Origin of the sequence: Actinomadura formosensis (genome assembly GCF_050948385.1) — a bacterium.
Lineage (GTDB): Bacteria > Actinomycetota > Actinomycetes > Streptosporangiales > Streptosporangiaceae > Spirillospora > Spirillospora formosensis.
Map to the genome: position 1 here is coordinate 5,606,049 of NZ_CP192011.1, position 25,778 is coordinate 5,631,826.

Genomic DNA, 25,778 nt, shown 5'->3' on the forward strand with positions numbered 1-25,778 from the left:
CGCCCCCGCTGATCACTTGTTCAGCGGGGGCGGGGCGGGTTTTTGGCTATGAAGAGCCCCTCGGCCGTCACGCAGGTTCTGCCCGCCGCCTCGATGGCGCCCACCGTGCGGATCTTGCGGCCGTGCACGGAGATCTGGCGGGCGCTGATCATGAGCGGTTCGAAGAGGGGCGTCAGGTGGTGGTAGCGCAGGGTCAGCTCCGCCGTCACTCCCGACGCGCCGGCCCAGCCGTTCGCCACGCCCAATGTGTGGTCGAGCAGGAGGGCCGATATGCCGCCGTGGACGCTGGACGGCGGCCCCTGGTAGGGCAGGCCCAGCGTCGCCGTTCCCTCGATGCCGTGGGAGTCGACGGCGGTGTAGGCGAGGGGCGGGGCGATCGGGTTCTCCGGGCCGGTGACCGGGTCGTGGCGGGTCATGCCGTCGCCGCGCCACATGTCCACCAGGCGGTCGTGGACGGGCGGGGCCGCCGCCTCAAGGTCGTCGGCGACGGCGTTGAGGCGGTCGGCGATGGCCGACATGTCGGTGTCCGTCATGTCGCCGGCGCGGACGAGGGCGTCGATGACCCGGCGGGCCGCCTCGGCGGCGGCGTCCACGCCGGTCGGACGGGTGTCGGACTGCAGGTCGATCGTCATCACGCCACCGGGTCGCGGGGCAGGCCGAGGATGCGTTCACCGATGATGTTGAGCTGGACGTCGGTGGTGCCGCCCGCGATCGACATGTTCCGGGAGTTCAGGAACATCCAGGTCGGGTCGCTCATGCCGCCCCTGCCCCGGCCGGAGAGGGCGTCCGGGCCGCTCCAGTCCACGGCGGTCTCCCACACCTGCTGGATGTGCTCGACGCCGATCAGCTTGCCGATGCTGGACTCGGCGCCCGGCTGGCCGCCCGCCAGGGAGCGCAGGGTGGTGCGCAGGCCGAACAGGCTGCTGGACTGGGCGTCGCAGAGGATGCCGCCGAGGGTGGTGAGGCGCTCGTCGTCCGCGCCTTCGGCGGCCAGTTCGAGGAGGGCCTCGCCGCCGCTGCCGAGGGACGAGTCGTTGGAGAGCGAGACCCGCTCGTTCGCGAGGGTCGTGCGGGCGAGTTTCCAGCCGTCGCCGGGGCCGGCCACGAGAAGGTCGTCCGGGATGAACACGCCGTCGAGGAAGACCTCGTTGAACAGGGTGTCGCCGGTCAGCTCGCGGAGGGGGCGGATGTCGATTCCCGGTGACTTCATGTCCAGCAGGAAGTACGACAGTCCCTTGTGCTTCGGGACGGACGGGTCCGTCCGCGCGAGCAGGATGCCCCAGTCGGCCTCCCGGGCCATGGACGTCCACACCTTCTGACCGGTGATCTTCCAGCCGCCCTCGACCTTCTCGGCGCGGGTGGACAGCGCGGCCAGGTCGGAGCCGGCGCCGGGCTCGGAGAACAGCTGGCACCAGCGGATGTCGCCACGCAGCGAGCCGGGCAGGAACCGCTCGTGCTGGGCGGGCGAGCCGTGCGCGATCAGCGTCGGGACCACCCAGTTGCCGATGATCATGTCGTGGGCGCGCAGGTCGGCGGCGCGCATCTCCTCGGCGATGACGAGCTGGGTGACCGCGTCCGCGCCCTTGCCCCACGGGACGGGCAGGTGCGGGGCCGTGTAGCCGCGGTCGGCGAGGTAGCCGGCGCGTTCCCGGCCGGTCAGGACCTTGGCCGGTTCGAGTTCGGCGCGGACCTCGGCGCGGATCCGCGCGGCCTCCGGCGGCAGCTCGACGCGGAGTTCGCGGCGGACGCCGTCCAGGGTGAGGCATGCGACGCGGCGGTGCCACGACGCGGTGGAGCCGAGCAGGACGCGCAGGGTCTGGGCTCGGCGCAGGTAGAGGCTCGCGTCGTGTTCCCAGGTGAAGCCGATGCCGCCGAGGGTCTGGATGCAGTCCTTGGCGGTCTGGAACGCGGCCTGGACGCTGGTGGCCCCGGCGACGGCGGCGGCGAGCGACGCCTCCCGCGGGTCGGTGCCGGGCTCCTGCGCGCGGGCGGCGTCCCAGGCGCAGGCGCGGGCCTGCTCGGCGTGCGCGAGCATCCGGGCGCAGCGGTGCTTGACGCCCTGGAACCGGCCGATCGGGCGTCCGAACTGCTCGCGGACCTTGGCGTACTCGGCGGCGGTCGCGGTCGCCCAGTCGGCCAGTCCGGACGCCTCGGCCGCGAACAGCACGGCGGCCAGGTCGCGGACGGTCTGGTCGTCCACGTCCAGCACCGACGCGACGACGCCCTCGCAGGAGATGGTGGCGAGGCGGCGGGTCAGGTCGTGGCTGGGGAGTTCGTCGACGCCGACCGGGCCGCGGGGCAGGACGATCCAGGCCGTCCCGTCGCCGTCCTTCGCGGGGAGGACGAGGACGTCCGCCGGCGGAGCGCCCAGGACCGGGCCTGAGACACCGGTCACCGTGGTCTCGGAGCCGCCGCGCGACAGCGCCAGGCTCCCCGCGTCCAGCCCCACCGCGCCGGCCTTCGTGCCGTCGGCCAGCAGCGGCAGAAGCTCGGCGTGCCCCGCGCGGTGCAGCACGGCGCTCGCGAGGACGGTCGGCAGGAACGGCCCCGGCGCGATGGCGCGGCCCAGTTCCTCCAGGACGACGGCCAGTTCGGTCAGGCCGTAGCCCGCGCCGCCCGCGTTCTCCGGAAGGTGCAGGCCGAGCAGGCCCTGCGCGGCGAGGTCGTCCCAGAAGGGGGGTGTCTTCTCCCGGTCGGCGTCCACGGCGGTGCGCACCACCGCCGGCGTCACCTGCCGATGGGTGAAGGCGCGCACGGCGTCGCGGAGGTCGCGGTGCTCCTCGGTGAGCCCGATGGTCATGGATGTCCTCAGATCCGTTCGATGATGGTGGCGGTGGAGTGCGCGCCGCCCGCGCACATCGTGACGAGCGCGGTCGACCTGTCGGAACGTTCCAGTTCATGCACGGCCTGCGTGATGAGGCGGGCGCCGGTCGAGCCGACCGCGTGGCCGAGCGCGATGGCACCGCCGTTGACGTTGACCTTGTCCATGTCCGCGCCGAGCACGGACGCCCACGACAGGACGACGGACGCGAACGCCTCGTTGATCTCGACGATGTCGATGTCGGACAGCTTCATGCCCGCCCGGTCCAGGACATGCCGCGTCGCCTCGATCGGCCCGTCCAGGTGGTAGTACGGGTCGGAGCCGACCATCCCGGACGCGACGATCCGGGCGCGCGGGCGAAGCCCCAGCTCGGCGGCCCGGTCGGCCGACATCAGCAGCACGGCGGCGGCGCCGTCGCTGATCTGGGACGAGTTGCCGGCGGTGTGGATGCCGTCCGGGATGACCGGGTTCAGCCCGGCGAGCGCCTCGGCGGTGGTGTCGCGCAGGCCCTGGTCGCGGGTGACCGTGGCGGTCTCGCCGGTCGGGCCCTCCTTGGTCATGACCGGCGCCTCGACCTCGATGATCTGGCCGGCGAAGCGGTCCCGCTCCCACGCCGCCTTGGCCTTGGCCTGCGAGGCGAGCCCGAGCGCGTCGGCGTCCTCGCGGGTGATGCCGCGCCGCTGCGCGATGCGCTCGGCGGCGGTGAACTGGTCCGGCATGTCGAGCCGCCAGTCGTCGGGGACGGGGCCGCCGGTCTCGGGGGTGAGCGCCTGCCCGAGGAACACCCGGCTCATCGCCTCGACGCCGCAGCCGATGCCCGTGTGGATCGTCCCCGCCTCGATCAGCGCGGCGACCAGGTGCACGGCCTGCTGGGACGATCCGCAGGCGCAGTCGATGGTCGTGCACGCCGCCTGGTAGGGCAGCCCGGCGTGCAGCCACGCGTTGCGGGTCACGTTGTTGGACTGCTCCCCCGCCTGCGTCACGCAGCCGCCGACGACCTGCCCGACCGTTCCCGCGTCGACGCCGGCGCGGTCGAGCAGGCCCCGCTGCGCCAGGCCGAGCAGCTGGGCCGGGTGCAGCCCCGACAGGGCGCCGCGGCGCTTGCCGACCGGCGTCCGGACGGCGTCGACGATGACGGCTTCAGCCATGAGAGATGTCTCCTTGTCTCCAGCGGACCGTTCCCAGCCGGCCGTTCCGGCCGGCTGGGAGGACCGGGTCAGTTCTCCGTCAGGACCCGCTTGGCCCAGCGGTAGTCGGCCTTGCCGCTCGGGGACCGGACGATCGTGTCGGTGAAGGTGACCGCGGCGGGAATCTTGTAGCCGGCGAGCTGCGCGCGGCAGTGCGCCCGCAGGTCCTCGGCGGTCGCGGACGCACCGGGCCGCAGCTCCACGACGGCGGCGACGCGTTCGCCGAACCGGTCGTCGGGGACGCCGGCGACGAGCGCGTCCATCACCGCGGGGTGCGACTTGAGCGCCTGCTCGACCTCCTCGGGGAACACCTTCTCCCCGCCGGTGTTGATGCAGCCGGAGCCGCGTCCGAGGACGACGACCGTCCCGTCCGCCTCGACCCGGGCCATGTCGCCGAGGATCGTCCAGCGCCTGCCGTCGATGACGGGGAACGTGCGGGCCGTCTTGTCCGGGTCGTTGTGGTAGCCGAGGGGGACGTGCCCGGAGCGGGCGACGTACCCGACCTCGTCCGAACCGGGCGGGATCGGCTTCATGTTCACGTCGACCACGGTGACGCGGGGGTCGGCGGCGAGCCGCATCAGGCCGTCGTCGCCGATGCTGATGTTGCCGTCCACACCCGACTCGGACGCGCCGAAGGCGTTGTTGATGTAGATGTCGGGGATCAGCTCGGCGAACTCCGCCTGCACGCTGCGCGACAGGATCGCGCCGCCCGAGCCGAGCACCTTGAGGGAGGACAGGTCGTACTCCGCGCCGTGCGCGCGGATCGCGTCGGCGAGCGGACGCGCGATCGCGTCCCCCACCACCGCGACGATCATGGGCTTCTCCCGGTCGATCGTGCGGAGCGCCTCGATCGGGTCGAAGCGCCGCATCAGGATCGTCTTCGAGCCGGTGAACATCGCCATGAACATCGTGTAGGACGCTGCGCCGTGCATCAGCGGCATCGTCAGCAGGTAGCTGAGCTCGAACCCGGTCTTCGCGCCCTCGGCCAGGTCCTCGGCGGTGAGGCGCGGGTCGCCGTAGGGGTTCCCGCCCTTCAAGGCCGCCATGTAGAAGTCCTCTTGGCGCCACACGACGCCCTTGGGGTTGCCGGTGGTGCCACCGGTGTAGAGGACGTAGTGGTCGTCGGCGCTGCGGCCCTCCCGCAGGGACGGGTCGGGCTCGCCGGGCTCGGACGCGTAGTCGCCGACGCTGATCCGCGACGGCCATTCCGGCTTCCTGGCCGTCTCCCCCGTCCGGACGACCGTGACGGTGCGCAGCCCGGGGCAGTCGCCGGCGACCCGCGCGGCGGCCGGGGCGAACTCGTCGTCCACGACCAGGCCCGCGAGCCCGGCGTCGGTGTAGAGGTAGTGCAGCTCCCGGTCGGTGTACCGGTAGTTGATGTTGACCGGGACGGCCCGCGCCTTCAGGCAGCCGAGCAGCGTCTCGACGTACTCGGTGCCGTTCAGCATGTGCAGGCCCACATGCTCGCCCGGCGCGATGCCCGCCGAACGCAGCCGCAGCGCCACCGCGTCCGCGCGCGCGTCCAGCTCGGCGAAGGTCAGCCTGCGGTCGCCGCAGACGATGGCCACGCGGTCGGGGACGGCCGCCGCCACCGCCTCGAAGAGGGTCGCCAGATTCAGCGTCATGCCCGTGAGACTAGAATTCGTTCTCATTCGAGCACAAGGGGGGTCCCGCTCAGTGGTCTTCGTTTCTCGCGCCACCTGCACATACCCGCTCAGCGGGACGGTACCCCAGGTGGAACTAGAATTCGTACTAGCCTCCGGCGTGCGACCGAACATCCGATCCGGAGGCTCCGATGAACGCTGACCTCTCCCTGGCGGGCCGCACCGCCATCGTCACCGGCGCGGGCGCCGGGCTGGGCCGCGCCGAGGCCCTCGCCCTGGCCGCGCGGGGCGCCAATGTCGTCGTCAACGACATGGGCCCGGCGGCCGACGACGTCGTCGCCGAGATCAAGAAGGCGGGCGGCGAGGCCGTCGCGGTGAAGGGGGACGTCGGCGACTGGTCGATGGGCGACACGCTGGTGTCCGCCGCCGTCGACACGTTCGGCTCGCTGGACGTCCTGGTGAACAACGCGGGCGTGCTGCGCGACAAGATGCTGTTCAACCTGTCCGAGCCGGACTGGGACGACGTCATCCACGTCCACCTGAAAGGCCACGCGTCGGTGTCCCGCGCCGCCGCCGTGCACTGGCGCGCCGCGAGCAAGGCCGCCGGCGGCCCGGTCTACGGACGGGTGGTCAACACGGCGTCGGAGGCGTTCCTGTTCGGGTCGGCGGGCCAGCCGAACTACTCCGCCGCCAAGGCGGGGATCGTGGCGCTCACGCTGTCGACGTCCGCGGGGCTCGGCCGCTACGGGGTGCGCGCCAACGCGATCTGCCCCCGCGCCCGCACCGCGATGACCGAGGAGACCTTCGCCGAGGGCACCGCCCCCGGCGGCCTGGACGTGATGGCGCCCGAGCGGGTCGGCACGTTCGTCGGCTACCTGGCCTCCCCCGCGGCGGAGAAGATCACCGGGCAGGTGTTCATCGTCTACGGCGACATGGTCGCGCTGATGGCCGCGCCGACCGTGGAGCGCAAGTTCACCGCGGCCGAGGGCGTCTTCTCCGCCGAGGAGTTCGGCGAGCAGATCACGCCGTACTTCGAGGGCCGCGACCCGCACCAGACCTACGCCGCCTACAGCGTCGCCGCGCTCGACAACACCGGCACCGGCAAGTACTGAGCCGCGCCGGACGGCCGCCCCTCCACCGGAAAGGGGCGGCCTTTCGGTGTTCAGAAGACGGACGGGTCGCGGAGGCTGGCCTCCGCGCCGCCGTCCACGTAGATGACCTGGCCGGTCATGTGGGTGTTGGCCGGGGAGATCAGCCAGCGCAGCGCCTCGGCGATCACGTTCGCGTCGGCGTAGCCGTGCAGCGGCATCGGGACGGCCTCGTTCATGATCTTGAGCATGTCCGCGTCCGCGAACAGCGGCTCGGTCATCGCCGTCCGGACCACGCCGGGCGCGATCGCGTTCAGCGGGATGCCCGCGCCCGCCCATTCGGGGGTCGTGCAGACACGGCGGAGCCACTGGGCGACCGCCGACTTCGACGACGAGTACGTCTGGTTCCCGGCGCCCGCCTCGACGACCCTCTCGGCCGCCAGCAGCGCGGCGGGCTCGTCGCCGTCCAGGCAGGCGCGCACGATGGCGTCGTCCACGGGATGGGTCCCGGCGATCGAGCCGACGACGGCGGCGCGCGGCGCCTGCGCGCGGGCCAGGGCCGGGCGCAGGCCGTCCAGCAGGGCGACGACGCCGAAGTAGTTGACCTTGACGGGGAGCGGGGTGAAGTCGGAGACGCCCGCGCAGGCCACGACACCGTCCAGCGTCCCGCCCGCGCGGTCGAGCACCTCCGCGACCGCCCGCGACCGGCCTTCGGGCCCGCCGAGGTCGGCGCATACGTCGGCGTCGCGCAGGTCGATGCCGATGACCGTGTCGCCCTGGTCGCGCAGCAGTGCGGCGAGGGCCGCGCCTATGCCGGACGCCGTCCCGCTGACGGCGATGGTGCGTGCCATATGCCAAGTCCCTTCTAGGTGTGGGCACCGCCGTCGACGCGGAAGTCGGCGCCGGTGAAGTAGGCGGCGTCGGAGGACCCGGCGAACGCGATCGCGGCGGCGATCATCTCCGGGTCGGCCGCGCCGAAGTAGGAGCGGATCTTTGAGAAGTACCCGAGGTCGAGCCCCGCGGGGAAGATTCCGGGGTTCCTGGTCAGCGGGGTGTCGACCGCGCCCGGGGAGACCGGCACCACCCGGATGCGGCGCGCGGTCAGCTCGGCGGCGAGGCTGAGGGAGAACGCCAGCACCGCGCCCTTGGACGCCGAGTACGCCGTCATGAACGGGCTGCCCTGCGTCGCCGACAGCGACGCCGTGTTGACGATCACGCCCGTCCCGTCCGGGAGGTGCTTGAGCGCCTCGCGACAGAACAGGGCGGTGCCGACGAGGTTGACGGAGAACAGCCGGTTCAGGTCGGCCACGGTCAGCGTCTCGATCGGGGTGGTCTTGTGGACGCCGGCCACGTTGACGAGGACGTCGATGCCGCCGAGCGTCTCGGCCGCGGCCGCGACGGCGGCGATCACGGCGGGCTCGTCGGTCACGTCGACGGTGCGGGTCGCGAGGGTGCCCGGCCCGGTGACCGCGGCGGCGGTCTCGGCCAGGCCCTCGGCGGACAGGTCCACGGCGTAGACCGCGGCTCCCTCGGTGGTGAGCCGGATCGCGGTGGCCCGTCCGATGCCGGACGCGGCCCCGGTGAGCAGCACTTTCACGCCGTCATAGCGGTTCATGGCGGCACGCTAGCCGCGGCCCCGGGCCGTCCACCGGGACCATCCCGATCACCGGGAGGTCTGCGGCGCGTTCGAGCGGGGGGCCAGCAGCAGCCGGCAGGCCAGGCGGATGTCGCTCTCCACGTCCGCCATGGACGCGCGCCCGTTCAGGCTCGACTGGAGCACCCCGTACCAGCACTGCATCAGCAGCCGGACGAGGGTGACGTCCTGCGCGGTCGGGACCTCGATGCCCACGGCGCGCAGCAGGATGTCCCGGAACGTGTTGTCGATGTGGATGGTGTCGGCGACGGTCGCGACATGAGCGGTGTTCGACGCGTGCAGCATCGACGCCGACAGCACGGGCTGCGCCATCAGGCTCCGGCTGGCCTGCACCAGCAGGTCGGCGACCGCGTCCTCGGGGCTGACGCCCGGCGCGGGCGCCGACACCTGCTCGCGGAGCCGGTCGACCTGCGCCGCCATCACCGCGGTGAACAGGTGGACCTTCGACGGGAAGTACCGGTACAGGGTGCCGATCGCCACCCCCGCGGCCTTCGCCACCTCGTGCATCTGGACGCGTTCGAGGGACTTCTCCGTGCCGATCCGGGACGCGGCGCGGAGGATGCGCTGGCGCCGGTCGTGCTGCTCGGGTGAGCTCGGCTCGGCGGACATCCTCGCCGCTGCGATCCTCGCCACGGTCCTCCCCTCGGCTCCGACTCCGGTACTGACAGGAACAATATCCAGGCCCCCGGCCCTGCCCGCGATCGGCGATACCGGTCAGTGGGACGGCCTGCCCCGCCACGGCACGGGCCGCGCTTACGTTGTGCGCGCGCTGATCCCGAGGGAGGGGACATCACATGACCTGGGACGACGAGTACGACGTGGTGGTGGCCGGCTCGGGGGCCGGCGCGATGACCGGGGCGCTCGCCGCCGCCGCGAGCGGGCTGCGGACGGCCGTCCTGGAGAAGACGAAGGTGCTCGGCGGGACGTCCGCGTACTCGGGTGCGGCGATCTGGCTGCCCGGGACGCGGGTGCAGGAGCGGGCCGGGATCGCGGACTCGACCGAGTCGGCGCGCACCTACCTGCGGGCGCTGCTCGGCGACGACGGCGCGGCGCACCGCGAGGCGTTCCTGGAGACGGCGCCCGAACTGGTGGAGTTCCTGGAGAAGGACCCGGCGCTGGAGTTCGAGTGGCGCGCCTTCCCCGACTACTTCGCCGCGCCGGGCCGCCTGGACATGGGGCGCTCGTTCGTCCCCCTCGACCTGCCCGCGGACCGGCTCGGGGACCTGGCCGGGCTGGTGCGCCCGCCGGTCGACCGGGACAGGGCGGGGCGCGGGCACGCGGCGTCCAGGCCGCTGGCGCAGGGCCGGGCGCTGATCGGCCGGCTGCTGCTGGCGCTCACCGCGACCGGCAACGGCGTCGTCCGGACCGAGACCCCCCTGACCGGGCTGATCGTGGCGGACGGCAGGGTCGCCGGCGTGCGGGCCGGGCCGCTGCGGCTCCGGGCGGCGCGCGGCGTGCTGCTGGCCGCGGGCGGGTTCGAGGCGTCCGCCGGGTTGCGGGCCGCACGCGGCGTGCCGGGCGGCGCGGACCAGACGATGGCGCCGGACGGCGCGAACACCGGCGACGCGATCGAGGCGGCGGCGCGGATCGGCGCGTCCACCGGCCTGCTCGACCAGGCGTGGTTCTGCCCCGGGCTCCGCACCCCGGACGGCCTGCCCGCGTTCACGCTCGGCTTCCGCGGCGGGCTCATCGTGGACGGCTCGGGACGCCGGTTCGCCAACGAGTCGCTCCCCTACGACCAGATGGGGCGGCGGATGGCCGCCGCCGAGGGCCCCTTCCACCTGATCTGGGACGCGCGCTCGGGCGGGCTGCCGGCGATCTCCGTCCCGCCCCTGGCGGCGGACGGGCAACTGGCGTCGGGCGCGTGGGTCCGGGCGGACACGCTCGCCGGCCTGGCCGCGAAGACCGGCCTGCCCGCGGGCACGCTGGCCGAGACGGTCGAGCGGTTCAACGGCTTCGCCGAGAAGGGCGTGGACGACGACTTCCACCGCGGCGAAGACCCCTACGACCGGTACTTCTCCGGCGGCAGGCCGTGCGTCGTCGCCGTCGGCGAACCCCCGTACTACGCGGCGGAGGTCGTCCTCAGCGACCTCGGGACGAAGGGCGGGCTGCGCACCGACCCCGACGGCCGCGTCCTGGACGGCTCGGACCGTCCCATCCCCGGCCTCTACGCCGCGGGCAACACCAGTGCGTCGTTCACCGGCCCCGTCTACCCGGGGCCCGGCATCCCGATCGGGTCGGCGATGGCGTTCGCCTACCGCGCCGTGCAGGACATCAGAAGGAACCACACGTGAGACCCCTCGCAGGACATCAGGAGGAACCACGCATGAGATCCCTCAGAACACGCACCGTCACGGCGATCGCCTGCGCGGGGGCGATCGGCCTCGCCGCCGTCGCGGTCGGCGCCGGCCCCGTGAACGCCGACGCTGTGAACGCCGGCCCCGTGAACGCAGGCGCCGTCCCGGCGGGGCAGCGCGGGACGCTGCTCGGCCAGCGCCCGCTGACGAACGCGGCGGCGCTGCCCAGCGCGTCCGCCAACCGGTTCATCACCTACACCTCCGAAGGCGTGGGCGGGAAGCGGATCACGGTGTCGGGCACCGTCGCCGTCCCGAAGGGCAGGGCGCCGCGCGGCGGCTGGCCGGTGCTGAGCTGGGCGCACGGGACGACGGGGACCGCCGACATCTGCGCCCCGTCCGCCGACGCCGCGGACGGCCCGGCGCACGACTACCTGTCGGTCACCGAGGCGTACCTGGACAAGTGGGTCGCGCACGGGTTCGCCGTCGTCCAGACCGACTACGAGGGCCTCGGCACGCCCGGCGGGCACCCGTACATGAACGGCGTCAGCGAGGCGAACACGGTCACCGACATCGTCCGCGCCGCCCGCAGGGCCGACCCCCGCATCGGACGTGACTGGTTCGTCGCCGGGCACAGCCAGGGCGGCCAGGCGACGCTGTACACGGCGGCGGCCCGGCAGAAGCCGCGCGACATCCGCCTCAAGGGCGCCGTGTCGATCGCGCCCGGCTCCAACATGAGCCAGACGGCCGTCTACGTCAAGGCGCAGTACCCGGGTGCGGAGGTGGCGCTGCCGTTCCTGTTCGTCCTGCTCAACGGCGCATACGCGGCCGACCCGTCGATGGTCCCCGAGGACCTGCTGACCGACGAGGCCGGGGCGGTGGCCAAGGCCGGACGCACCGGCGCGTGCCTCGCCCAGCTCAAGCGGCTCAGCGCGGACCTCCCGCTGCACAAGGTGTTCCGTCCCGGCGCGGACCTCACCGCGTTCGAGACCTACTACAACTCGCAGGAGGCCCTCGGCCTGGAGCTGGAGGTCCCGACGCTGGTCGCCCAGGGCACCGCCGACCGCGAGGTCTCCCCCGCCGCGACGCGGAACATCGTGAACGACCTCTGCAAGCGCTACGGGGGCATCACCTACCGGACGTTCGACGGCGCCGATCACCGAGGCGGCATCGGCGCCTCCTTCGAAACGTCCCTGAAGTTCGCCCAGGACATCCGCGACGGCCGGACTCCTCAACCGACCTGCTGACCGGAGTGCGCGGTCTCGTCCCCGCGGTCGGACGAGACCACGCACCGGCCGCCTCCATGCCATGGCATCGGCTTGGCCGAATCCGGGCTCGAATCGGGTGGTAGCGATGACCAGGGATCACTACATGTAGTAGCTGATCAACTGCATGGAGTGACATACAGTCCTGGTGTCTGCCGGGCAATCGAGGAGGAAGAGAAGATGACCGCAGCAAGGTTCACCCGAACCTGCGCCGGCCTCGCCTGTACAACGGCGATGCTGATCGGGACGTTAGTGCCGGCCGCGTCCGCGGGAGAGGAGACCCCCGCCAAGACCCGGCGCAACACGCTCACCGCGATGCACGGTGAGGCCATGGCGCACGCGAGCTACCACTTCTACGCCCAGCAGGCCGGGCGCGAGGGGCTGGGCAAGGTGCGGGTCCTGTTCGCGAAGACCGCGCACACCGAACTCCACGACCACTTCACCGGCGAGGCGGGCCTCATCCACTTCGTCCGCGGCGACGCGGCCAACCTGCGCGAGAGCATCAGGGGCGAGCGGGAAGAGGCGACGTACATGTACCCGCGGTTCGCCAGGGAGGCGTGGCAGGACAAGGACTACAACGCCGCCCGCCTGTTCATGGAGATCGCCCGCGACGAGAAGCGGCACGCCCGCCAGTTCGAGAAGGCGCTGTACGCCATCACCTACCACCGCGGGCGCATCCCCGAGGGATTCGCTCCCGAACCCGTCCAGGTCCCCGCGGGCAAGCCGAAGGTGCGTTCGGCGAGGACGCTCCGCAACCTCGAAACCGCCATGCGCGGCGAGGCGTTCGCGAACGCCAAGTACACGCTCTACGCCGAGCACGCCGAGGCCCGCAGCCCGGAGCTGGCGCGGCTGTTCCAGCGCGCCGCCGCGGTGGAGCTGACCGAGCACTTCGCCGGGGAGGCCGTCCTCGCCGGGCTCGTCCACCGCACCGCGGACAACCTGCGCAGAAGCATCGCCGGCGAGACCTACGAGGCCACCACGATGTACCCCGGGTTCGCACGCGTCGCCCGGGCCGAGGGCGACTGCAAGGCAGCGGAGCTCTTCACGGAGATCGCCGGGGACGAGGCCGCGCACGCGCGGGCGTTCCTGCGGGCGCTCCGCCATCTCCACCACTACCGCCACATGGCGCGCACCGATTCCTGACGGGCGCACGGCGCACGCCGCCGCCGGCGGCGTGCGCCGTGGTCACACCAGGTTGTCTTCGACCTTGAGGCCGAACACGCCCCGGCCCCACATGGAGAGGGCGTGTTCGACGTCGTTCGCCACGTGGACGCTGCCGGCGTGGGCGTCGCGCCAGGCACGCTCGATGACGTTGCCGCGGTGCAGGGAGTTCCCGCCGGCGGTCTTGAACAGGATGTCGATCGCCTGGATGGCGCGCTCGGTGCCGCGGACCTGGTCGCGGCGGGCGCGCAGCCGCAGTTCCATCGGGATCTTCTCGTTGCGCGCCGCGTACTCGTAGATCTCCCGGATGTTCCGGTCCGTCTGCAGGATCGCGGCGTCGATCTCGGACGCGGCGCGGGCCACGGCGACCTGGGCGTGCGGGTCCTCGACGAACCGGCCGCCGCCGAGGCTCAGCCGGATCCGGTCGCGCATCTTCGCCACGTACATCGCGTGGCAGCCGGCCGCCATCCCGATCACGCTGGCGGTGACGGTGCTGGTGAAGATCGTCCCGAACGGCATCCGGTACAGCGGGCCGGTGTTGACCTTGCGGCCGGGGTTGCGGAGCTGCGCCTGCTCGAAGTTGCGCATCGCCCGGTGGGACGGGACGAACGCCTTCTCCACGACGATGTCGTCGCTGGCGGTGCCGCGCAGGCCCATCGAGTCCCACACCTCGCGGACCTCGAAGTCCTGCCTGGGGACCAGCACCGTCATGAAGTCGACCGGGCGTCCCTCCGCGCCGACGACGAGCGCGCCGAGAAGGGCCCAGGAGGCGAACTCGACACCGGACGAGAACGACCAGCGTCCCGTCACCTCGTAGCCGCCGTCGACCGGGGTCAGCCGGCCGATCGGCGCGTAGGACGAGGAGATGAGCGTGTCCGGGCCGGCCCCCCACACCTCGCGCTGCGCCTCGTCCGCGAACAGGCCGAGATGCCAGGAGTGGACGCCGAGGATCGCGGCGACCCAGCCGGTCGAGCCGCAGGCCCCGGAGATCTCCCGGACCACCTCGTAGAAGGCGACCGGGTCGGTCTCGGCGCCGCCGTACCGGGTGGGCTGCAGCATCCGGAACACCCCGGCGGCCGTCAGCTCCCGCATCGTCTCGGCGGGAATGCGCCCCTTCTCGTCCACGGACCGGGCCCGCTCCGCGATCCCCGGCAGCAACCCGCGCACGGCGTCCAGGACCTCTTCACTCCCGCTCATCCCCGCCCTCCCTTTCCTATTGCGGCCTTTGCAGGAGACCATGCTCGCGTATCGCCGCGGACCCCCGCGTCCCGGCCACCGGGACTCGCCGGTCGGGACGGTGACCTGCGTCCTAACGTTCGAATCACCCATCCATCGCCGAAGGGATGATCCACGTGACCGCAACCGAGTCGGACGCCGTCCGCGCCATCGAGGCGGAGGCGATCTCCCGCCGTTTCGCCCGGGGATGGCACTGTCTCGGGCTCGCCGACAAGTTCAAGGACGGCAAGCCCCACACCGTCCACGCGTTCGGGCAGAAGCTCGTGGTCTTCACCGGCGCGGACGGGAAGACGAACGTCCTGGACGCCTACTGCCGGCACATGGGCGGCGACCTGTCCCAGGGCACGGTCAAGGGCAACGAGATCGCCTGCCCGTTCCACGACTGGCGCTGGGGCGGCGACGGGCGCTGCAAGTCGATCCCGTACTCGCGCCGCGTCCCGCTGCGCGCCCGCACCTCCGCGTGGCCGACGCTGGAGCAGGACAAACTGCTGTTCGTCTGGAACGACCCGGAGGGCAACAAGCCGCCGGCGGACGTGACGATCCCGCAGATCGAGGGCGCGACCCGCGACGACTGGACCGACTGGCGCTGGACGGAGACGGTCGTCCACACCAACGCGCGCGAGGTCATGGACAACATCGTCGACATGGCGCACTTCTTCTACATCCACAAGTCGTTCCCGACGTACTTCAAGAACATCTTCGAGGGCCACACCGCCACGCAGATCATGAAGGGCCGGAGCCGGGAGGACGCCCGCCAGCAGCGGGAGGGTAGCGGGGGCGGGCCGCGGATGCTCGGCAACACCTCCGTCGCGGCCTACCACGGCCCCTCCTTCATGATCGACGAGCTGACGTACCACTACGAGGGGTACGACCTCAGCTCCATCCTGATCAACTGCCACTACCCGATCGACGAGAAGTCCTTCTCGCTGCACTCGGGCATCATCGTCCAGCACAGCGACGCGCTGCCGCCCGAGGCGGCGGAGGCGACCGCGCAGAAGCTGTCGGACTTCATCCTGGCCGGTTTCGAGCAGGACATCGAGATCTGGCGGAACAAGACCCGCATCGACAACCCGCTGCTGTGCGAGGAGGACGGGCCCGTCTACCAGCTGCGCCGCTGGTACGAGCAGTTCTACGTGAACGCCGCCGACGTCAAGCCGGAGATGACGGACCGCTTCGAGTACGAGATCGACACGACCCGCCCGGTCGAGTCGTGGGAGAAGGAGGTCGCCGAGAACCTCGCGCGCCGGGAGGCCGAGGGGGCCTCGGCGTGACCTCCCGCCAGGACGAACGCCTCCTGGACGGTCCGCTGGTGCCCGTCTCCTGCCGCCGCTGCGCCGCCGGGGTACTGGTGCGCAAGTCGAGCTGGGAGCAGACGAGCATCCAGTGGAGCGCCGCCGCGCGGGCCGCGTGCGTGAACCTCGACGAGGACCCGCACGAGACCTGCCCGGCGCTGCGCTCGGCGATCCAGGAGGCGGCGCTCACCGGCGCCCTCAAGGTCGTCGATGGGTGAGCTCGCCGGGCGGGTCGCGGTCGTGACCGGCGCGGGCGACGGTATCGGACGAGGCGTCGCCCGCCGCTTCGCCGCCGAGGGCGCCCGCGTCCTGGTGGCGGAGCTGGATCCGGACGGCGGTGCCCGGACGGCACGGGAACTGGCCGACGAGTTCGGGGCGGAGGCCCTGTTCGTCCAGACCGACGTCACCGACAGAACGCAGGTTCTGGGCATGGTCGCGGCGGCCGTCGAGACGTGGGGGTCGGTGGACGTCCTGGTCAACAACGCCTGGGGCGCCGGGACGGTGAGCCGCGTCGAGACCAAGACCGACGACCAGCTCGCCCGCGGCTTCGCCATGGGCTACTACGGCCCGTTCTGGGCGATGCGGGCGGCGTTTCCCCACATGAAGGCGCGCGGGTGGGGACGCGTCATCAACATGTGCTCGCTGAACGGGGTCAACGCCCACATGGGGACCCTGGAGTACAACTCGGCCAAGGAGGCGCTGCGGACGCTGACCCGCACGGCCGCCCGCGAATGGGCGCCGGCGGGCGTCGTCGTCAACGCGATCTGCCCGGGGGCCAAGAGCGCCGCGTTCCGGCGGATGGCGGCCGGGCATCCGGAGATCGAGGCCGCCGCCGACCGCGCCAACCCGATGGGCCGCCTCGGCGACCCGGAGACCGACATCGCACCGGTGGCGGTGTTCCTGGCGTCCGAGGGCGCCCGCTACCTGACCGGAAACACCCTGTTCGTGGACGGCGGCGCGCACATCAACGGCGTCGCCTGGACCCCGGACCTGGACGGAGAACAATGATCGACGAATACGGCCCGTGGGCCGTCATCGCGGGCGGCTCGGAGGGGGTCGGCGCCGCGTTCGCCCACCGGCTCGCCGACGCGGGCCTGAACCTGGTGCTGATCGCCCGCAAGCCCGGCCCGCTGGCGGAGACCGCGGCGGCCGTCCGGGCGAAGGGGGTGCGGGTCCGGACCCTGGAACTGGACCTGGTCTCCCCCGACCCGCTGAAGAAGGTCCGCGAGCTCACCGACGGCCTGGACGTCGGCCTGCTGATCTTCAATGCGGGCGCGAACAGCTACGGCCACGAGTTCGTCACCGGCGACCTGGAGCGCTTCCAGGGCGTCATCGACCTCAACATCACCGCGCAACTGGCCTTCACGCACCACTTCGGCGGGCTGATGAAGGAGCGCGGCCGCGGCGGCATCCTGCTGGTCGGCTCGCTCGCCGGCTACATGGGCCAGCCGCAGATCAGCATCTACTCGGCCGTCAAGGCGTTCGGCCGGATCTTCGCCGAAGGGCTCTGGCTGGAGCTCCGCGAGCACGGGGTGGACGTGCTGGAACTCGTCCTCGGCGTGACCCGCACCCCGGCAATGGAACGCGCCGGCCTCAACATGGACATGCCGGGCCTCAACGTCGCCGAACCCGACGACATCGCCCGCGAGGGCCTTGAGCACCTGAAGGACGGCCCGGTCTGGGTCGCGGGCGGCAACTACGAGATGGCGCGGAAACGCGCGGGCTTCCCCCGCGACCGCCTGGTCGCCGGCGCGCACGCCGCCATGCGGAGAATGCTGCCCAAGCCGTCCTGATGCCCCCGGCCCGTGCCTGGTAGAGGCGGCGGCGCGGACGGGATGAAAGATTCGGGGACGTCCCGACATGAGCAGGTGACCACCGACTCCAGGAGGCCACATGCCAAGGATCCCCGATGATGGATGAGGACGAGTTCGCGGCCGTCTACGCCGCGACCTACAAACCGCTGCTCGGCTACGCGCTGCGCCGCTGCGACACCCCCGAGGACGCCGCCGACGTCGTCGCCGAGACCTTCGCGACCGCCTGGCGGCGCGCCGCCGACATGCCCGCGGGCGACGAGGCCCGGCTGTGGCTGTACGGGGTGGCGCGCCGCGTCCTCGCCAACCACCGGCGCGGCGTGCTGCGCCACTCGCTGAAGACGGCGGCACTGCGCGCCGAACTCGCGTCGATCACCCCGGCACGGGACGAGACACCCGTGGCGGACGTCTTCCGCGCCCTGCCCGGCCGCGACCGGGAACTGCTCGCCCTCGTCGCCTGGGAGGGCCTGTCCGTCGCCGAGATCGCCACGGTGCTCGGCTGCTCCCACAACGCGGTGAGCATCCGGCTGCACCGCGCCCGCCGCCGCTTCGCCCGCGCCCTGCGGGCCGCCGGCATCGACCGTCCCGGGCAGGTCACGCCCGCCCTGCAGAGGAGTGCGACATGATCGACGACCTCGTCGCGGGCCTGAACCCCGTGCACGACGACGACATCACGAGCGAGCCGTCCGGCCCGGCCGGGCGGGAACTGCTCGCCGGCGTCACCGCCCTCGCACCTCGCCGCCACCGCCGCGTCCCCCGCCTCGCGATCGGCGCGGTGGCCGCCGCCGGCGTCGCGGCCGCGGCCGTGTTCGTACTGCCCGTCCAGGACTCGGGCCCGCTGCGCAGCTACGCCAACGCCGCCGTGCGGGTCGAGGTCAAGGGCGGCGAATACGAGGTGGAGGTCAAGGACGCCTACGCCGGCCAGCGCGAGTTCCGGGAGGCGTTCGCGAAGGTCGGCCTCGACGCCAGGCTCAGCATCGTCCCGGTGTCCCCGGGCCGCGAACGCACCGTGATCCGGACCGGTTCGCTGCACGCGACCCGCGAGGGCCAGATCCCGCCCGGCGGGGTGACCGGCACGGAGACCACCGTCCTGCAATGCCCGCCCGGCCAGGCGGCCTGCCCGCTGAAGGTCCGGCTCGGCGGCGCGCTGTTCCAGCAGGAGGGCGCCGACATCGTCATCGGCCGCAAGGCCCGCCCCGGCGAGATCTACCAGGACGCCACTCCGGCGCGGGGCGACCGCCCGGCGAGCCTCCACCTCACCGGCCGGACCGTCGGCCAGGCGCTCGCGGACCTGCGGAGCAGGAACCTGACCTGGGCCTTCTTCCTCGGCGAGTTCAAGCCCGACGGGTCGGGCGGGGGGTGGAACCCGCCCGAGTCCTGGCGTCCGGCCGACGGCCGCCGCGTCACCGGCGCATGGATGCGGAGCTCCGATTCGGTCGGCCTCCTGGTCACCCCGGTCAAGAACGACCCGCAGCCGACCCCGGACGGCTGAGCTTGACCTCAAGTTCGGTTGAGGCCCTGGCGTCCCGCATGACCGACGACGAAGGGGGTCGATCATGCGGGCCGCGGGATTCGATGAGCCGGGTGGACCGGAGGTTCTCCAGGTCCTGGACGTTCCGACGCCGGAGCCCGGCCCCGGGGAGGTCCGGGTCCGGGTGAGGGCGGCCCGGGTGCAGCCCTTCGACCTGGCCGTCCGCGAGGCTTGATCACACCCGGTGGTGCGGACGATCAGGGGGTGCGGAGGGTGTAGGTGCCGGCGTGGTGTTCGTAGATGGGGTCCGGGGTGTGGTGGGCGGTTTCGCGGAGGGTTCGTTTGATGACCTTGTTGGTGGGGGTGCGGGGTAGTTCCTCGACCAGGCGGATGTAGCGGGGCGTCCACTTTGTGCCCAGGTCGGGCTGGGCCTTGAGGAACTCGGTGAAGTCGGCGGGGTCGAAGGTCCGGCTCGGCGCCATGGTCACGGCCGCCATCACCTGGTCGCCCACGTGGTCGTCCGGGACGGCGTAGACGGCCACGTCCGTGAAGGGTTCGTAGCGGGCCAGGAGGCGTTCCACGGGGGCCGCGGCGAAGTTCTCGCCGTCCACGCGCAGCCAGTCGTCGTTGCGGCCGGCGAAGTACCAGTAGCCGGCCTCGTCGCGGTAGGCGAGGTCGCCCGACCACGTCCAGCCGTTGCGGACGCGTTTCGCCGTCGCCTCCGGGTTGTTGTAGTAGCCCTCGAATTTGGCGGCGCCCATGGTGTCGACGATCTCGCCTATGGCCTCCTCGGCGTTGAGCAGCGCGCCGTTCTCGTCGAACTTGGCGCGGGGGCACTCCTGGAGGGTTTCCGGGTCGATGACGACCGTGCCGGCTTCGGCCACGCCCAGGGAACCGGGGGGCGTGCCCGGGACGCGGTTGAGCCGGATCTCGCCTTCGCTGGAGCCGTACGAGTCGATGACGGTGCAGCCGAAGCGGCGGGCGAACTCGTGGATGTCACGCTCGTTCGCCTCGTTGCCGAAGGCGATGCGGAGCGGGTTGTCGGCGTCGTCCGGCTTCTCCGGGACGGCCAGGACGTAGCTGAGGGGCTTGCCGACGTAGTTGAAGAACGTCACGCCGTAGCGGCGGACGTCCGGGAGGAAGCCCGAGGCCGAGAACTTGCGGCGGAGCGCGATGCGGCCGCCCGTCGCGACGGCGGGCGCGATTCCGGCCATCAGGGCGTTCGAGTGGAACATCGGCATGACGACGTAGAACACGTCGTCACGGGTGAGGCCGCGGCGGTCGCGCTGCTGGACGGCGATCCGGCCCAGCCGCCCCTGGGAGCAGACGACCGCCTTGGGGGCCGATGTCGTGCCCGACGTGAACACCAGGGAGAAGATCGTCTCCGGCCCGACCCGGGGGAGGCCGGCGGCTTCGACGGCGGCCGGGCGTTCGGTGTGGGCGGGGGTGTCGACGGTCAGGGACGGGACGTCCGCCAGCCCTTCGAGCAGCGGCGTACGCGAGGTCTCGGTGACCAGCAGGGCGCAGTCGGTGTGGGTGATGTCGCGGGCCAGTTCGGCGCCCCGGCGGGTCGGGTTCAGTTCGACGACCGGGACGCCGGCGAGGGCCGCCCCCAGGAGCCAGAAGAGGTGCTCCGGGCCGTTCTCCAGGAAGAGTCCCACGTGGCCGCCGGCCGCTCGGGCCAGGGTCGCCCGGCGGCGGGCCTCGGCGATGACCTCGCGCCACGTCCAGGAGGAGTCCTCGAAGCACAGGGCCGTCCGGTCGTCATCGGCGCGGGCCGCGACCAGTTCGGCGAACGTGACCTCGTGGGCGGGACGGTCGTCGTGCAGCGCTGGCATGGCACTCCCTTGTCAGGCATCGCGCCACCTCCGGACGGGGCGGGTCTCGATGAAGTCGATCTGGAGGGCGCGGCTCGCGAACCGCCAGCCGCCGGCCGAGCGCCGGTAGGTGTCGGTGTAGCGCAGGTGCCAGGCCAGGTCGGACGGCTTGCCGGGCTCGCGTTCGGTGAGGTGGTGGGCGACGCAGGCGATGTGCCCCGTCGCCGCGTCCGGGCCGGCGGCGTCGAGGACCTGCCCTGCGAGCTCGTGGAAGGTGAGCGGGATCGCGTTGAGGGACGACAGCGCGCCGGCGATCTCGTCCCGTCCGGTGAAGGTCCGCGCCGGGTGCAGCTCTCGGGGCGCGTCCGGCAGGACGAGGACGGCGTCGGCGGTGAACAGCCCGGCGAGGGCGGGCAGGTCGCGGCGGTCGGCGTACAGCGCGTACCGGGCGACGAGGTCGAGCAGTTCGACCCGGTCGCCCGTTCCGAGCGTCATGGCAGGCCCAGGCGCTCGGCGCACGCCGAGAGTTCGTCCTTCGCCTCGTTCAGGTCCTTCGTCGGCTTTCCGCGCAGGACGAGACGGTCCGCGCCGAGGCCCCGCAGTTTCTCCGCCTTCTCCGGTGTGACCGCGGAGAGGGAGTGGCCGAGGGTGAGTTCGAGCGCGTCCGGGTCGCGGCCGTTCCCGTCCGCCTCCTCCCGCATCAGCGCGACCAGCGACCGGAGCTCGTCACCGGCCACGCCGAGCGGCTGGAGGCCGTCGCCGTAGCGGCCGGCGCGGCGGGCGGCGGCCCTGGTGTGGCCGCCGACGTGGATCGGCACCCCGCCCTCCTGGACGGGTTTCGGGTAGCTCATCGCGCCCTTGAACCGGAAGAACTCCCCGTCGTGGGCGGCGCCCTCGGGGGCGGTGTCGGCCCACAGCTTGCGGAGCACCTGGAGCTGCTCGTCGCCGCGGCGGCCGCGCGAGCCGAAGTCGGCGCCGCACGCCTCGATCTCCTCGCGCATCCAGCCCATGCCGACGACGAGCCGCAGCCGCCCGCCGGACAGCGCGTCGATCGTGGCGAGCCGCTTGGCGAGCACCACCGGATGGTGGTTGGGCAGGACGAGCACGCCGGTGGCCAGGCCGATCCGGGACGTCCGGCCGGCGAGGAACGCCAGCAGGTCGAGCGGGTCGGGGATGTCCAGGTCGTCGGCCAGTTCCATGCGGCCCGACGCGTCGTAGGGGTAGACGCTGGCGTAGCCGCTCGCCACCACCGCGTGCTCGACCGCGCCGACCGACTCGAAGCCGCACGCCTCGGCGTGCCGGACGTACCCGCCGATCCACGCCGGATCGGCGGTGACGCCCGCGGCCACGGGGAGCAGGACGGCGTACTTCACTCCGATCCCTTCCCGCGTGCGGCGGCGCGTCCGGCGCGGCGGCCGAAGAACGTGCCGTCGCCGAGGGACGTCCCGCTGACGTAGCCCTCGCCGTGCATCCCGGACGCCGCGCGGCCGGCCGCGTACAGGCCGGGCACCGGGTCGCCCGAGTGGTTCAGGACCTCGCCGTCCACGGACGTGTGCAGCCCGCCGAGCGTGAACCCGGCCGCGCCGGTGCCCTGCCCGGCGCCGCCGCCGAAGAAGCCCGCGGCCGGGTCGATCGCCGCGAACGGGGACTTCAGCGGACGCAGCCACTTGGCGTCCTTGTGGAAGTAGGGGTCCTCGCCCTTCTCCGCGTGCCGGTTGTACGTCTCGACCGTGGTCTCCAGGGCGCCGGGGGGCATGCCGAGCGACTCCTCCAGTTCGGCCAGGGTCTCGGTGACGTACTTGGGGAGGACGCCCCACCGGTCCGCCTCCGCGACGGACTCGTACCCCTCCTCGTCGATGATCGTCCAGTAGGGGCCGGGCTGGTGCCTGACGGCGTGGACGCTGTAGTGGCCGGGGTAGACGTCCTCGTTGACGAAGCGGCGGCCGAGGCCGTCCACGAGCATGCCGCGGCAGACCATCGCGGGCAGCGCGGTGAGCGCGATCTCGACCACCGACATGCGGCGGGTGGCGGCGCCGGTCGCGGTCGCCATCCGGATGCCGGAGCCGTCGTCGAGGCCGTCGCTGACCTTGCCGTGCCCGAGCAGCACCGGGGCGTGGTGGGCGAGCATCTCCTCGTTGTCGACGAATCCGCCGGTCGTGAGGACCACCGCCGTCCGGGCCCGGTAGGTGACCCGCTTGCCGTACCTGCGCGCCACCAGACCGGCGACCCGGCCGGTCTCGTCCAGGACGAGGTTCGTCGCCTGCGTGTCGACGTGCGCGCCGGCGCCCGCCCCGGTCGCGGCGGCCGACAGCCTCTCCATCAGCACGCCGCCGCCGAACCCGCGCGCCGCCGGGCGGTGCCCGCGCGGCACGGGGCGCGCGAGGGTGTTGTACGGCCAGGAGTTCTCCCCCAGCCACATCAGCCCGTCCTCCGACATGGGCATCCATGTCGGCGAGTCGTGCAGGCTGTGGTTGAACGCGACCCCGCACTCGCGGAACCACGCGAAGTGCTCGACGCTCCCGTCGCAGTACAGCCGGATCTTCTCGGTGTCGGCGTTCGGGCCGAGCGCGGCCTCCAGGTAGGCGTACATGTTGTCGGGGTCGTCGTCGAACCCGCACGCCTTCTGCACCTCGGTGCCGCCGCCGAGGTACAGCTCGCCGCCGGACTGCGCGGACGAGCCGCCGGGGCCGCTCGCCCGCTCCAGCACCAGGACGTCCGCGCCGGCGCGGGCGGCCTCGAACGCCGCCGCCGCGCCCGCGCAGCCGAACCCGACGACGAGCACGTCGCACGCGTGGTCGAACTCGCCGATGTCGCTCAGCGCCACCGGCTCGACGGAAGAACGCCTTCGGTCGATTGATTGGTGGTGGGTGGGGGCTGGAGGACGGGACACTCGATCACTTCCCGGGCGGGGTGAACGCGGCCAGCGGCTCGGAGCCGGACCAGTCGTGACCCCAGTAGCTGTCCCTGGTGATCTCCTCGGCGGTGTAGTACGTCTCGTCCACGAGCAGGCCCTCGCAGCCGTACTCGATGTCCCAGCCGCCGGGCGCCCGGACGTAGAACGACACCATCTTGTCGTTGGTGTGCCGGCCCAGCGTGGACGAGATGGAGAAGCCCTTCTCCTTGACGGTGTCGAGCGCGATGCCGACCGCGTCCAGGGTGTCGACCTCCACCATCAGGTGGACGAGCCCGGGGTCGCCGTCGTGCGGGGCCGGGCAGACCGCGAGGCTGTGGTGCCGCTCGTTGACGCCCATGAAGCGGATCCGCACCGCACCGCCGCCGACCTTCATCGCGCCGCGCGGCAGGAACCCGAGGACCTCGTTGTAGAACGCGGCGGTCTCGGCGAAGTTCGGGGTCGGCAGGACGACGTGGCCCATGCCCAGCGGCCCGGTGACGAACTTCTGCGCGAAGGCGGTGCGGACGGGGCCGTGGTCGAGCACCGGGCCGAAGAACACCTCGACGGGGGTGCCGCCGGGGTCGGTGAAGGCGATGACCTCCTCGGCGTCCCGTTCGGCCGCCTCCTTGGGGGTCAGCGCCGTCACGGCCGTCCCGGACTTCTCGACGGCCTCGCGGACGGCGGCGAGCGCGTACTGGTCGCGCACCTCCCAGCCGACGGCCAGCACCCGGTCGCTGTCGCCGGGCAGCACCTGGAGGCGCGACCTGCGCTCGTCCATGCGCAGGTACAGGCCGTCCGGGTCGGGGCCGCCGCCCTCGGCGAACCCGAGCCCGTCGAGGGCGAACTCGCGCCAGCGTTCGATGTGGCGGGTCTGGACCTTGAGATAACCCAGCCCTCGGATCTGCGTCACTATCCTCGATCCCTTCTGCTTCGTTGAGTTGCGGCGTGTCGGGGTTATGAAGGCGCCCATGACCCCGACACGCCGCAAGTGAACGTCTAGATCATCGACCGCAGCGGACCCTGCGGGGGCTCGATGTCCAGGTCCGTCAGCGCGGACACGTGGTAGACCGAGCCCGGCACGTGGATCGCGTGCGCGAGGCCGACGTGCGCGTCCCGCCAGAACCGCTGGATCGGGTTGTCGGTCCGCATCGCGTTGCCGCCGGACCGGACCACGATCTCGGTCATCGCCTGCACCGCCCGCCACGCCGCGCGCACCTGGGTGCGGCGGCCGGCGGCGCGCTCGGCGAACGTCGGCACGTGCCCGGAGGCGACCATGTCGTACATGCGCGAGCAGTTGTCGAGCAGCGCCGTCCGGGACGCCTTGATCTCCTCGGCCGCCTCGCTGATCGCGTACAGCACGTACGGGTCGTCCTTGATCTTCGTGCCGGTGATCTGGACGCGGTTCCGCTGGTAGGCCAGGTGGTGGTACAGCGCGCCCTCGGCGATGCCGATCACCGCGGAGGTGATGCCGAGCGGGAACACGCAGGAGAACGGCATCAGGTAGGACGGGTTGGTCAGCCCGGCCTCGCGCGGCGCGGTCCCGTCCACGACCTTGGTGTACTCCAGCGTCCGGTACGCCGGGACGAAGGCGTCCTTGACGATGATGTCCTTGCTGCCGGTGCCGCTCAGCCCGGTGACGTTCCAGGAGTCCTCGACGATCTCGTAGTCGGAGCGGGGCAGGATCAGGTGCAGCGACCGGGGCGGCTGCGCCATCTTGCCCTCCTCGTCGCCCAGCATTCCGCCGAGGAAGATCCAGTCGCAGTGGTCGGTGCCGGACGAGAACTGCCAGCGGCCGTTGAAGATGTAGCCGCCGTCCACCGGCCGGGCGATGCCCATGGGCGCGTACGGGGACGCGATCCAGGTGTCGGGGTCCTCGCCCCAGACCTCCTGGCGCACCTTCGGGTCCGCGTAGGCCATCTCCCACGGGTGGACGCCGACGATGCCGGCGATCCAGCCGGTGGAGCCGTCGAGGGAGGCGGTCCCCATCACCGTCTCGGCGAACTCGCGGGGGTGCGCCTCAAGACCGCCGTGTTCCTTCGGCTGCAGCAGCCGGATCGCGCCGGACTCGCGCAGGATCGACGCGGCCTTGTCGTCCAGCCGGCCGAGGGACTCGTTGGCCGGGCCGAGTTCGCGGATCTGCTCCGCCCGCTCCATGATCGTGTCAAGCACGCGGTTCGCCATCGC

The 25,778-nt window shown here is 72.4% G+C and carries 25 protein-coding genes; 11 read left to right on the forward strand and 14 right to left on the reverse strand.

All coding sequences use genetic code 11. From position 1 onward, the window contains the following. Nucleotides 1-20 precede the first annotated feature (20 nt). The 4 genes from ACQP1N_RS26290 to ACQP1N_RS26305 form a co-directional block, all read right to left on the reverse strand. Complete coding sequence (locus ACQP1N_RS26290) at nucleotides 21-632, reverse strand: PaaI family thioesterase (protein WP_433227322.1); 612 nt, start codon at nucleotides 630-632, stop codon at nucleotides 21-23. Then, nucleotides 632-2,800: an acyl-CoA dehydrogenase gene (locus ACQP1N_RS26295; protein WP_433227324.1), complete on the reverse strand. Its 2,169-nt coding sequence runs from the start codon at nucleotides 2,798-2,800 to the stop codon at nucleotides 632-634. Before ACQP1N_RS26295 ends, ACQP1N_RS26290 begins: the two co-directional genes overlap by 1 nt. Nucleotides 2,801-2,808: 8 nt before the next feature. Next, the gene (locus ACQP1N_RS26300) at nucleotides 2,809-3,969 is read right to left on the reverse strand and encodes a steroid 3-ketoacyl-CoA thiolase (protein WP_433227326.1); all 1,161 of its coding nucleotides are present in this window, start codon (nucleotides 3,967-3,969) and stop codon (nucleotides 2,809-2,811) included. Nucleotides 3,970-4,037: 68 nt separating this feature from the next. Then, the gene (locus ACQP1N_RS26305; RefSeq protein ID WP_433227328.1) at nucleotides 4,038-5,633 is read right to left on the reverse strand and encodes an acyl-CoA synthetase; all 1,596 of its coding nucleotides are present in this window, start codon (nucleotides 5,631-5,633) and stop codon (nucleotides 4,038-4,040) included. A gap of 170 nt (nucleotides 5,634-5,803) precedes the next feature. Here ACQP1N_RS26305 and ACQP1N_RS26310 point away from each other — a divergent pair, with 170 nt between their 5' ends. After that, entirely contained in the window at nucleotides 5,804-6,724 is a 921-nt protein-coding gene (locus ACQP1N_RS26310; RefSeq protein ID WP_067798033.1) for a 3-oxoacyl-ACP reductase, read from the forward strand. A 50-nt stretch (nucleotides 6,725-6,774) separates the two neighbouring features. On the opposite strand, the gene ACQP1N_RS26315 is transcribed toward ACQP1N_RS26310, so the two are convergent. From ACQP1N_RS26315 to ACQP1N_RS26325, 3 genes are read right to left on the reverse strand one after another with little or no spacing between them, the layout of a single operon-like run. Continuing rightward, complete coding sequence (locus ACQP1N_RS26315) at nucleotides 6,775-7,551, reverse strand: SDR family oxidoreductase (RefSeq protein WP_433227331.1); 777 nt, start codon at nucleotides 7,549-7,551, stop codon at nucleotides 6,775-6,777. A 14-nt stretch (nucleotides 7,552-7,565) separates the two neighbouring features. Next, a complete protein-coding gene (locus tag ACQP1N_RS26320) occupies nucleotides 7,566-8,315 on the reverse strand; it encodes an SDR family NAD(P)-dependent oxidoreductase (RefSeq protein ID WP_433227333.1) in 750 nt (249 codons plus the stop codon). A 48-nt stretch (nucleotides 8,316-8,363) separates the two neighbouring features. Then, nucleotides 8,364-8,987, reverse strand: coding sequence for a TetR family transcriptional regulator (locus ACQP1N_RS26325; RefSeq protein WP_433227335.1), 624 nt, complete (start codon nucleotides 8,985-8,987; stop codon nucleotides 8,364-8,366). Nucleotides 8,988-9,148: 161 nt separating this feature from the next. Here ACQP1N_RS26325 and ACQP1N_RS26330 point away from each other — a divergent pair, with 161 nt between their 5' ends. The 3 genes from ACQP1N_RS26330 (at nucleotide 9,149) to ACQP1N_RS26340 (ending at nucleotide 13,056) form a co-directional block, all read left to right on the forward strand. After that, nucleotides 9,149-10,648, forward strand: coding sequence for an FAD-binding protein (locus tag ACQP1N_RS26330; protein ID WP_067798045.1), 1,500 nt, complete (start codon nucleotides 9,149-9,151; stop codon nucleotides 10,646-10,648). 32 nt (nucleotides 10,649-10,680) lie between these two features. Next, nucleotides 10,681-11,895, forward strand: a complete 1,215-nt coding sequence (locus tag ACQP1N_RS26335; RefSeq protein ID WP_433227338.1) for an alpha/beta hydrolase family protein — start codon at nucleotides 10,681-10,683, stop codon at nucleotides 11,893-11,895. Nucleotides 11,896-12,093: 198 nt separating this feature from the next. After that, nucleotides 12,094-13,056 carry a ferritin family protein gene (locus ACQP1N_RS26340; protein WP_433227340.1) on the forward strand — a complete coding sequence of 321 codons (963 nt, stop codon included), beginning with the start codon at nucleotides 12,094-12,096 and terminating at the stop codon, nucleotides 13,054-13,056. Between the two features lie 42 nt (nucleotides 13,057-13,098). On the opposite strand, the gene hsaA is transcribed toward ACQP1N_RS26340, so the two are convergent. After that, entirely contained in the window at nucleotides 13,099-14,271 is a 1,173-nt protein-coding gene (gene hsaA, locus ACQP1N_RS26345) for a 3-hydroxy-9,10-secoandrosta-1,3,5(10)-triene-9,17-dione monooxygenase oxygenase subunit (RefSeq protein ID WP_067798051.1), read from the reverse strand. Between the two features lie 146 nt (nucleotides 14,272-14,417). On the opposite strand from hsaA, the gene ACQP1N_RS26350 reads away from it, so the two are divergent. The 7 genes from ACQP1N_RS26350 to ACQP1N_RS26380 all read left to right on the forward strand — a co-directional run bounded on the left by ACQP1N_RS26350 (nucleotide 14,418) and on the right by ACQP1N_RS26380 (nucleotide 19,119). Beyond that, nucleotides 14,418-15,581 (forward strand): Rieske 2Fe-2S domain-containing protein, encoded by a 1,164-nt coding sequence (locus ACQP1N_RS26350; RefSeq protein WP_067798053.1) that lies wholly within the window; start codon nucleotides 14,418-14,420, stop codon nucleotides 15,579-15,581. After that, nucleotides 15,578-15,820, forward strand: coding sequence for a ferredoxin (locus ACQP1N_RS26355; protein ID WP_067798056.1), 243 nt, complete (start codon nucleotides 15,578-15,580; stop codon nucleotides 15,818-15,820). The genes ACQP1N_RS26350 and ACQP1N_RS26355 overlap by 4 nt, the downstream gene beginning before the upstream one ends. Next, the gene (locus ACQP1N_RS26360; RefSeq protein WP_067798059.1) at nucleotides 15,813-16,610 is read left to right on the forward strand and encodes an SDR family NAD(P)-dependent oxidoreductase; all 798 of its coding nucleotides are present in this window, start codon (nucleotides 15,813-15,815) and stop codon (nucleotides 16,608-16,610) included. The genes ACQP1N_RS26355 and ACQP1N_RS26360 overlap by 8 nt, the downstream gene beginning before the upstream one ends. Next, nucleotides 16,607-17,395 (forward strand): SDR family NAD(P)-dependent oxidoreductase, encoded by a 789-nt coding sequence (locus ACQP1N_RS26365; protein WP_067798062.1) that lies wholly within the window; start codon nucleotides 16,607-16,609, stop codon nucleotides 17,393-17,395. The genes ACQP1N_RS26360 and ACQP1N_RS26365 overlap by 4 nt, the downstream gene beginning before the upstream one ends. A 116-nt stretch (nucleotides 17,396-17,511) precedes the next feature. Next, nucleotides 17,512-18,039 (forward strand): RNA polymerase sigma factor, encoded by a 528-nt coding sequence (locus tag ACQP1N_RS26370; RefSeq protein ID WP_433227344.1) that lies wholly within the window; start codon nucleotides 17,512-17,514, stop codon nucleotides 18,037-18,039. Further along, nucleotides 18,036-18,905: a hypothetical protein gene (locus ACQP1N_RS26375; protein ID WP_433227346.1), complete on the forward strand. Its 870-nt coding sequence runs from the start codon at nucleotides 18,036-18,038 to the stop codon at nucleotides 18,903-18,905. The genes ACQP1N_RS26370 and ACQP1N_RS26375 overlap by 4 nt, the downstream gene beginning before the upstream one ends. Before the next feature lie 64 nt (nucleotides 18,906-18,969). Next, entirely contained in the window at nucleotides 18,970-19,119 is a 150-nt protein-coding gene (locus tag ACQP1N_RS26380) for a hypothetical protein (RefSeq protein ID WP_433227348.1), read from the forward strand. 22 nt (nucleotides 19,120-19,141) lie between these two features. On the opposite strand, the gene ACQP1N_RS26385 is transcribed toward ACQP1N_RS26380, so the two are convergent. From ACQP1N_RS26385 to ACQP1N_RS26410, 6 genes are all read right to left on the reverse strand, one after another. Next, the gene (locus ACQP1N_RS26385; RefSeq protein ID WP_433227350.1) at nucleotides 19,142-20,722 is read right to left on the reverse strand and encodes an AMP-binding protein; all 1,581 of its coding nucleotides are present in this window, start codon (nucleotides 20,720-20,722) and stop codon (nucleotides 19,142-19,144) included. Between the two features lie 12 nt (nucleotides 20,723-20,734). After that, nucleotides 20,735-21,196, reverse strand: a complete 462-nt coding sequence (locus ACQP1N_RS26390) for a nuclear transport factor 2 family protein (RefSeq protein ID WP_433227351.1) — start codon at nucleotides 21,194-21,196, stop codon at nucleotides 20,735-20,737. Further along, nucleotides 21,193-22,074, reverse strand: coding sequence for an LLM class F420-dependent oxidoreductase (locus ACQP1N_RS26395; RefSeq protein ID WP_433227352.1), 882 nt, complete (start codon nucleotides 22,072-22,074; stop codon nucleotides 21,193-21,195). The genes ACQP1N_RS26390 and ACQP1N_RS26395 overlap by 4 nt, the downstream gene beginning before the upstream one ends. Next, a complete protein-coding gene (locus ACQP1N_RS26400; protein WP_433227353.1) occupies nucleotides 22,071-23,525 on the reverse strand; it encodes an FAD-dependent oxidoreductase in 1,455 nt (484 codons plus the stop codon). The genes ACQP1N_RS26395 and ACQP1N_RS26400 overlap by 4 nt, the downstream gene beginning before the upstream one ends. 70 nt (nucleotides 23,526-23,595) lie before the next feature. Then, nucleotides 23,596-24,504: a VOC family protein gene (locus tag ACQP1N_RS26405; protein ID WP_433227354.1), complete on the reverse strand. Its 909-nt coding sequence runs from the start codon at nucleotides 24,502-24,504 to the stop codon at nucleotides 23,596-23,598. An 86-nt stretch (nucleotides 24,505-24,590) separates the two neighbouring features. Further along, the gene (locus ACQP1N_RS26410) at nucleotides 24,591-25,775 is read right to left on the reverse strand and encodes an acyl-CoA dehydrogenase family protein (RefSeq protein WP_067798080.1); all 1,185 of its coding nucleotides are present in this window, start codon (nucleotides 25,773-25,775) and stop codon (nucleotides 24,591-24,593) included. Between the last annotated feature and the right edge of the window lie 3 nt (nucleotides 25,776-25,778).

Excerpts from the sequence above, each read along its gene's own strand:
- ACQP1N_RS26290 (WP_433227322.1), bottom strand. The coding sequence starts at position 632 with ATGACGATCGACCTGCAGTCCGACACCCGTCCGACCGGCGTGGACGCC.
- ACQP1N_RS26295 (WP_433227324.1), bottom strand. The coding sequence starts at position 2,800 with ATGACCATCGGGCTCACCGAGGAGCACCGCGACCTCCGCGACGCCGTG.
- ACQP1N_RS26300 (WP_433227326.1), bottom strand. The coding sequence starts at position 3,969 with ATGGCTGAAGCCGTCATCGTCGACGCCGTCCGGACGCCGGTCGGCAAG.
- ACQP1N_RS26305 (WP_433227328.1), bottom strand. The coding sequence starts at position 5,633 with ATGACGCTGAATCTGGCGACCCTCTTCGAGGCGGTGGCGGCGGCCGTC.
- ACQP1N_RS26310 (WP_067798033.1), top strand. The coding sequence starts at position 5,804 with ATGAACGCTGACCTCTCCCTGGCGGGCCGCACCGCCATCGTCACCGGC.
- ACQP1N_RS26315 (WP_433227331.1), bottom strand. The coding sequence starts at position 7,551 with ATGGCACGCACCATCGCCGTCAGCGGGACGGCGTCCGGCATAGGCGCG.
- ACQP1N_RS26320 (WP_433227333.1), bottom strand. The coding sequence starts at position 8,315 with ATGAACCGCTATGACGGCGTGAAAGTGCTGCTCACCGGGGCCGCGTCC.
- ACQP1N_RS26330 (WP_067798045.1), top strand. The coding sequence starts at position 9,149 with ATGACCTGGGACGACGAGTACGACGTGGTGGTGGCCGGCTCGGGGGCC.
- ACQP1N_RS26335 (WP_433227338.1), top strand. The coding sequence starts at position 10,681 with ATGAGATCCCTCAGAACACGCACCGTCACGGCGATCGCCTGCGCGGGG.
- ACQP1N_RS26340 (WP_433227340.1), top strand. The coding sequence starts at position 12,094 with ATGACCGCAGCAAGGTTCACCCGAACCTGCGCCGGCCTCGCCTGTACA.
- hsaA (WP_067798051.1), bottom strand. The coding sequence starts at position 14,271 with ATGAGCGGGAGTGAAGAGGTCCTGGACGCCGTGCGCGGGTTGCTGCCG.
- ACQP1N_RS26350 (WP_067798053.1), top strand. The coding sequence starts at position 14,418 with ATGATCCACGTGACCGCAACCGAGTCGGACGCCGTCCGCGCCATCGAG.
- ACQP1N_RS26360 (WP_067798059.1), top strand. The coding sequence starts at position 15,813 with ATGGGTGAGCTCGCCGGGCGGGTCGCGGTCGTGACCGGCGCGGGCGAC.
- ACQP1N_RS26365 (WP_067798062.1), top strand. The coding sequence starts at position 16,607 with ATGATCGACGAATACGGCCCGTGGGCCGTCATCGCGGGCGGCTCGGAG.
- ACQP1N_RS26370 (WP_433227344.1), top strand. The coding sequence starts at position 17,512 with ATGATGGATGAGGACGAGTTCGCGGCCGTCTACGCCGCGACCTACAAA.
- ACQP1N_RS26375 (WP_433227346.1), top strand. The coding sequence starts at position 18,036 with ATGATCGACGACCTCGTCGCGGGCCTGAACCCCGTGCACGACGACGAC.
- ACQP1N_RS26380 (WP_433227348.1), top strand. The coding sequence starts at position 18,970 with ATGCGGGCCGCGGGATTCGATGAGCCGGGTGGACCGGAGGTTCTCCAG.
- ACQP1N_RS26385 (WP_433227350.1), bottom strand. The coding sequence starts at position 20,722 with ATGCCAGCGCTGCACGACGACCGTCCCGCCCACGAGGTCACGTTCGCC.
- ACQP1N_RS26390 (WP_433227351.1), bottom strand. The coding sequence starts at position 21,196 with ATGACGCTCGGAACGGGCGACCGGGTCGAACTGCTCGACCTCGTCGCC.
- ACQP1N_RS26410 (WP_067798080.1), bottom strand. The coding sequence starts at position 25,775 with ATGGCGAACCGCGTGCTTGACACGATCATGGAGCGGGCGGAGCAGATC.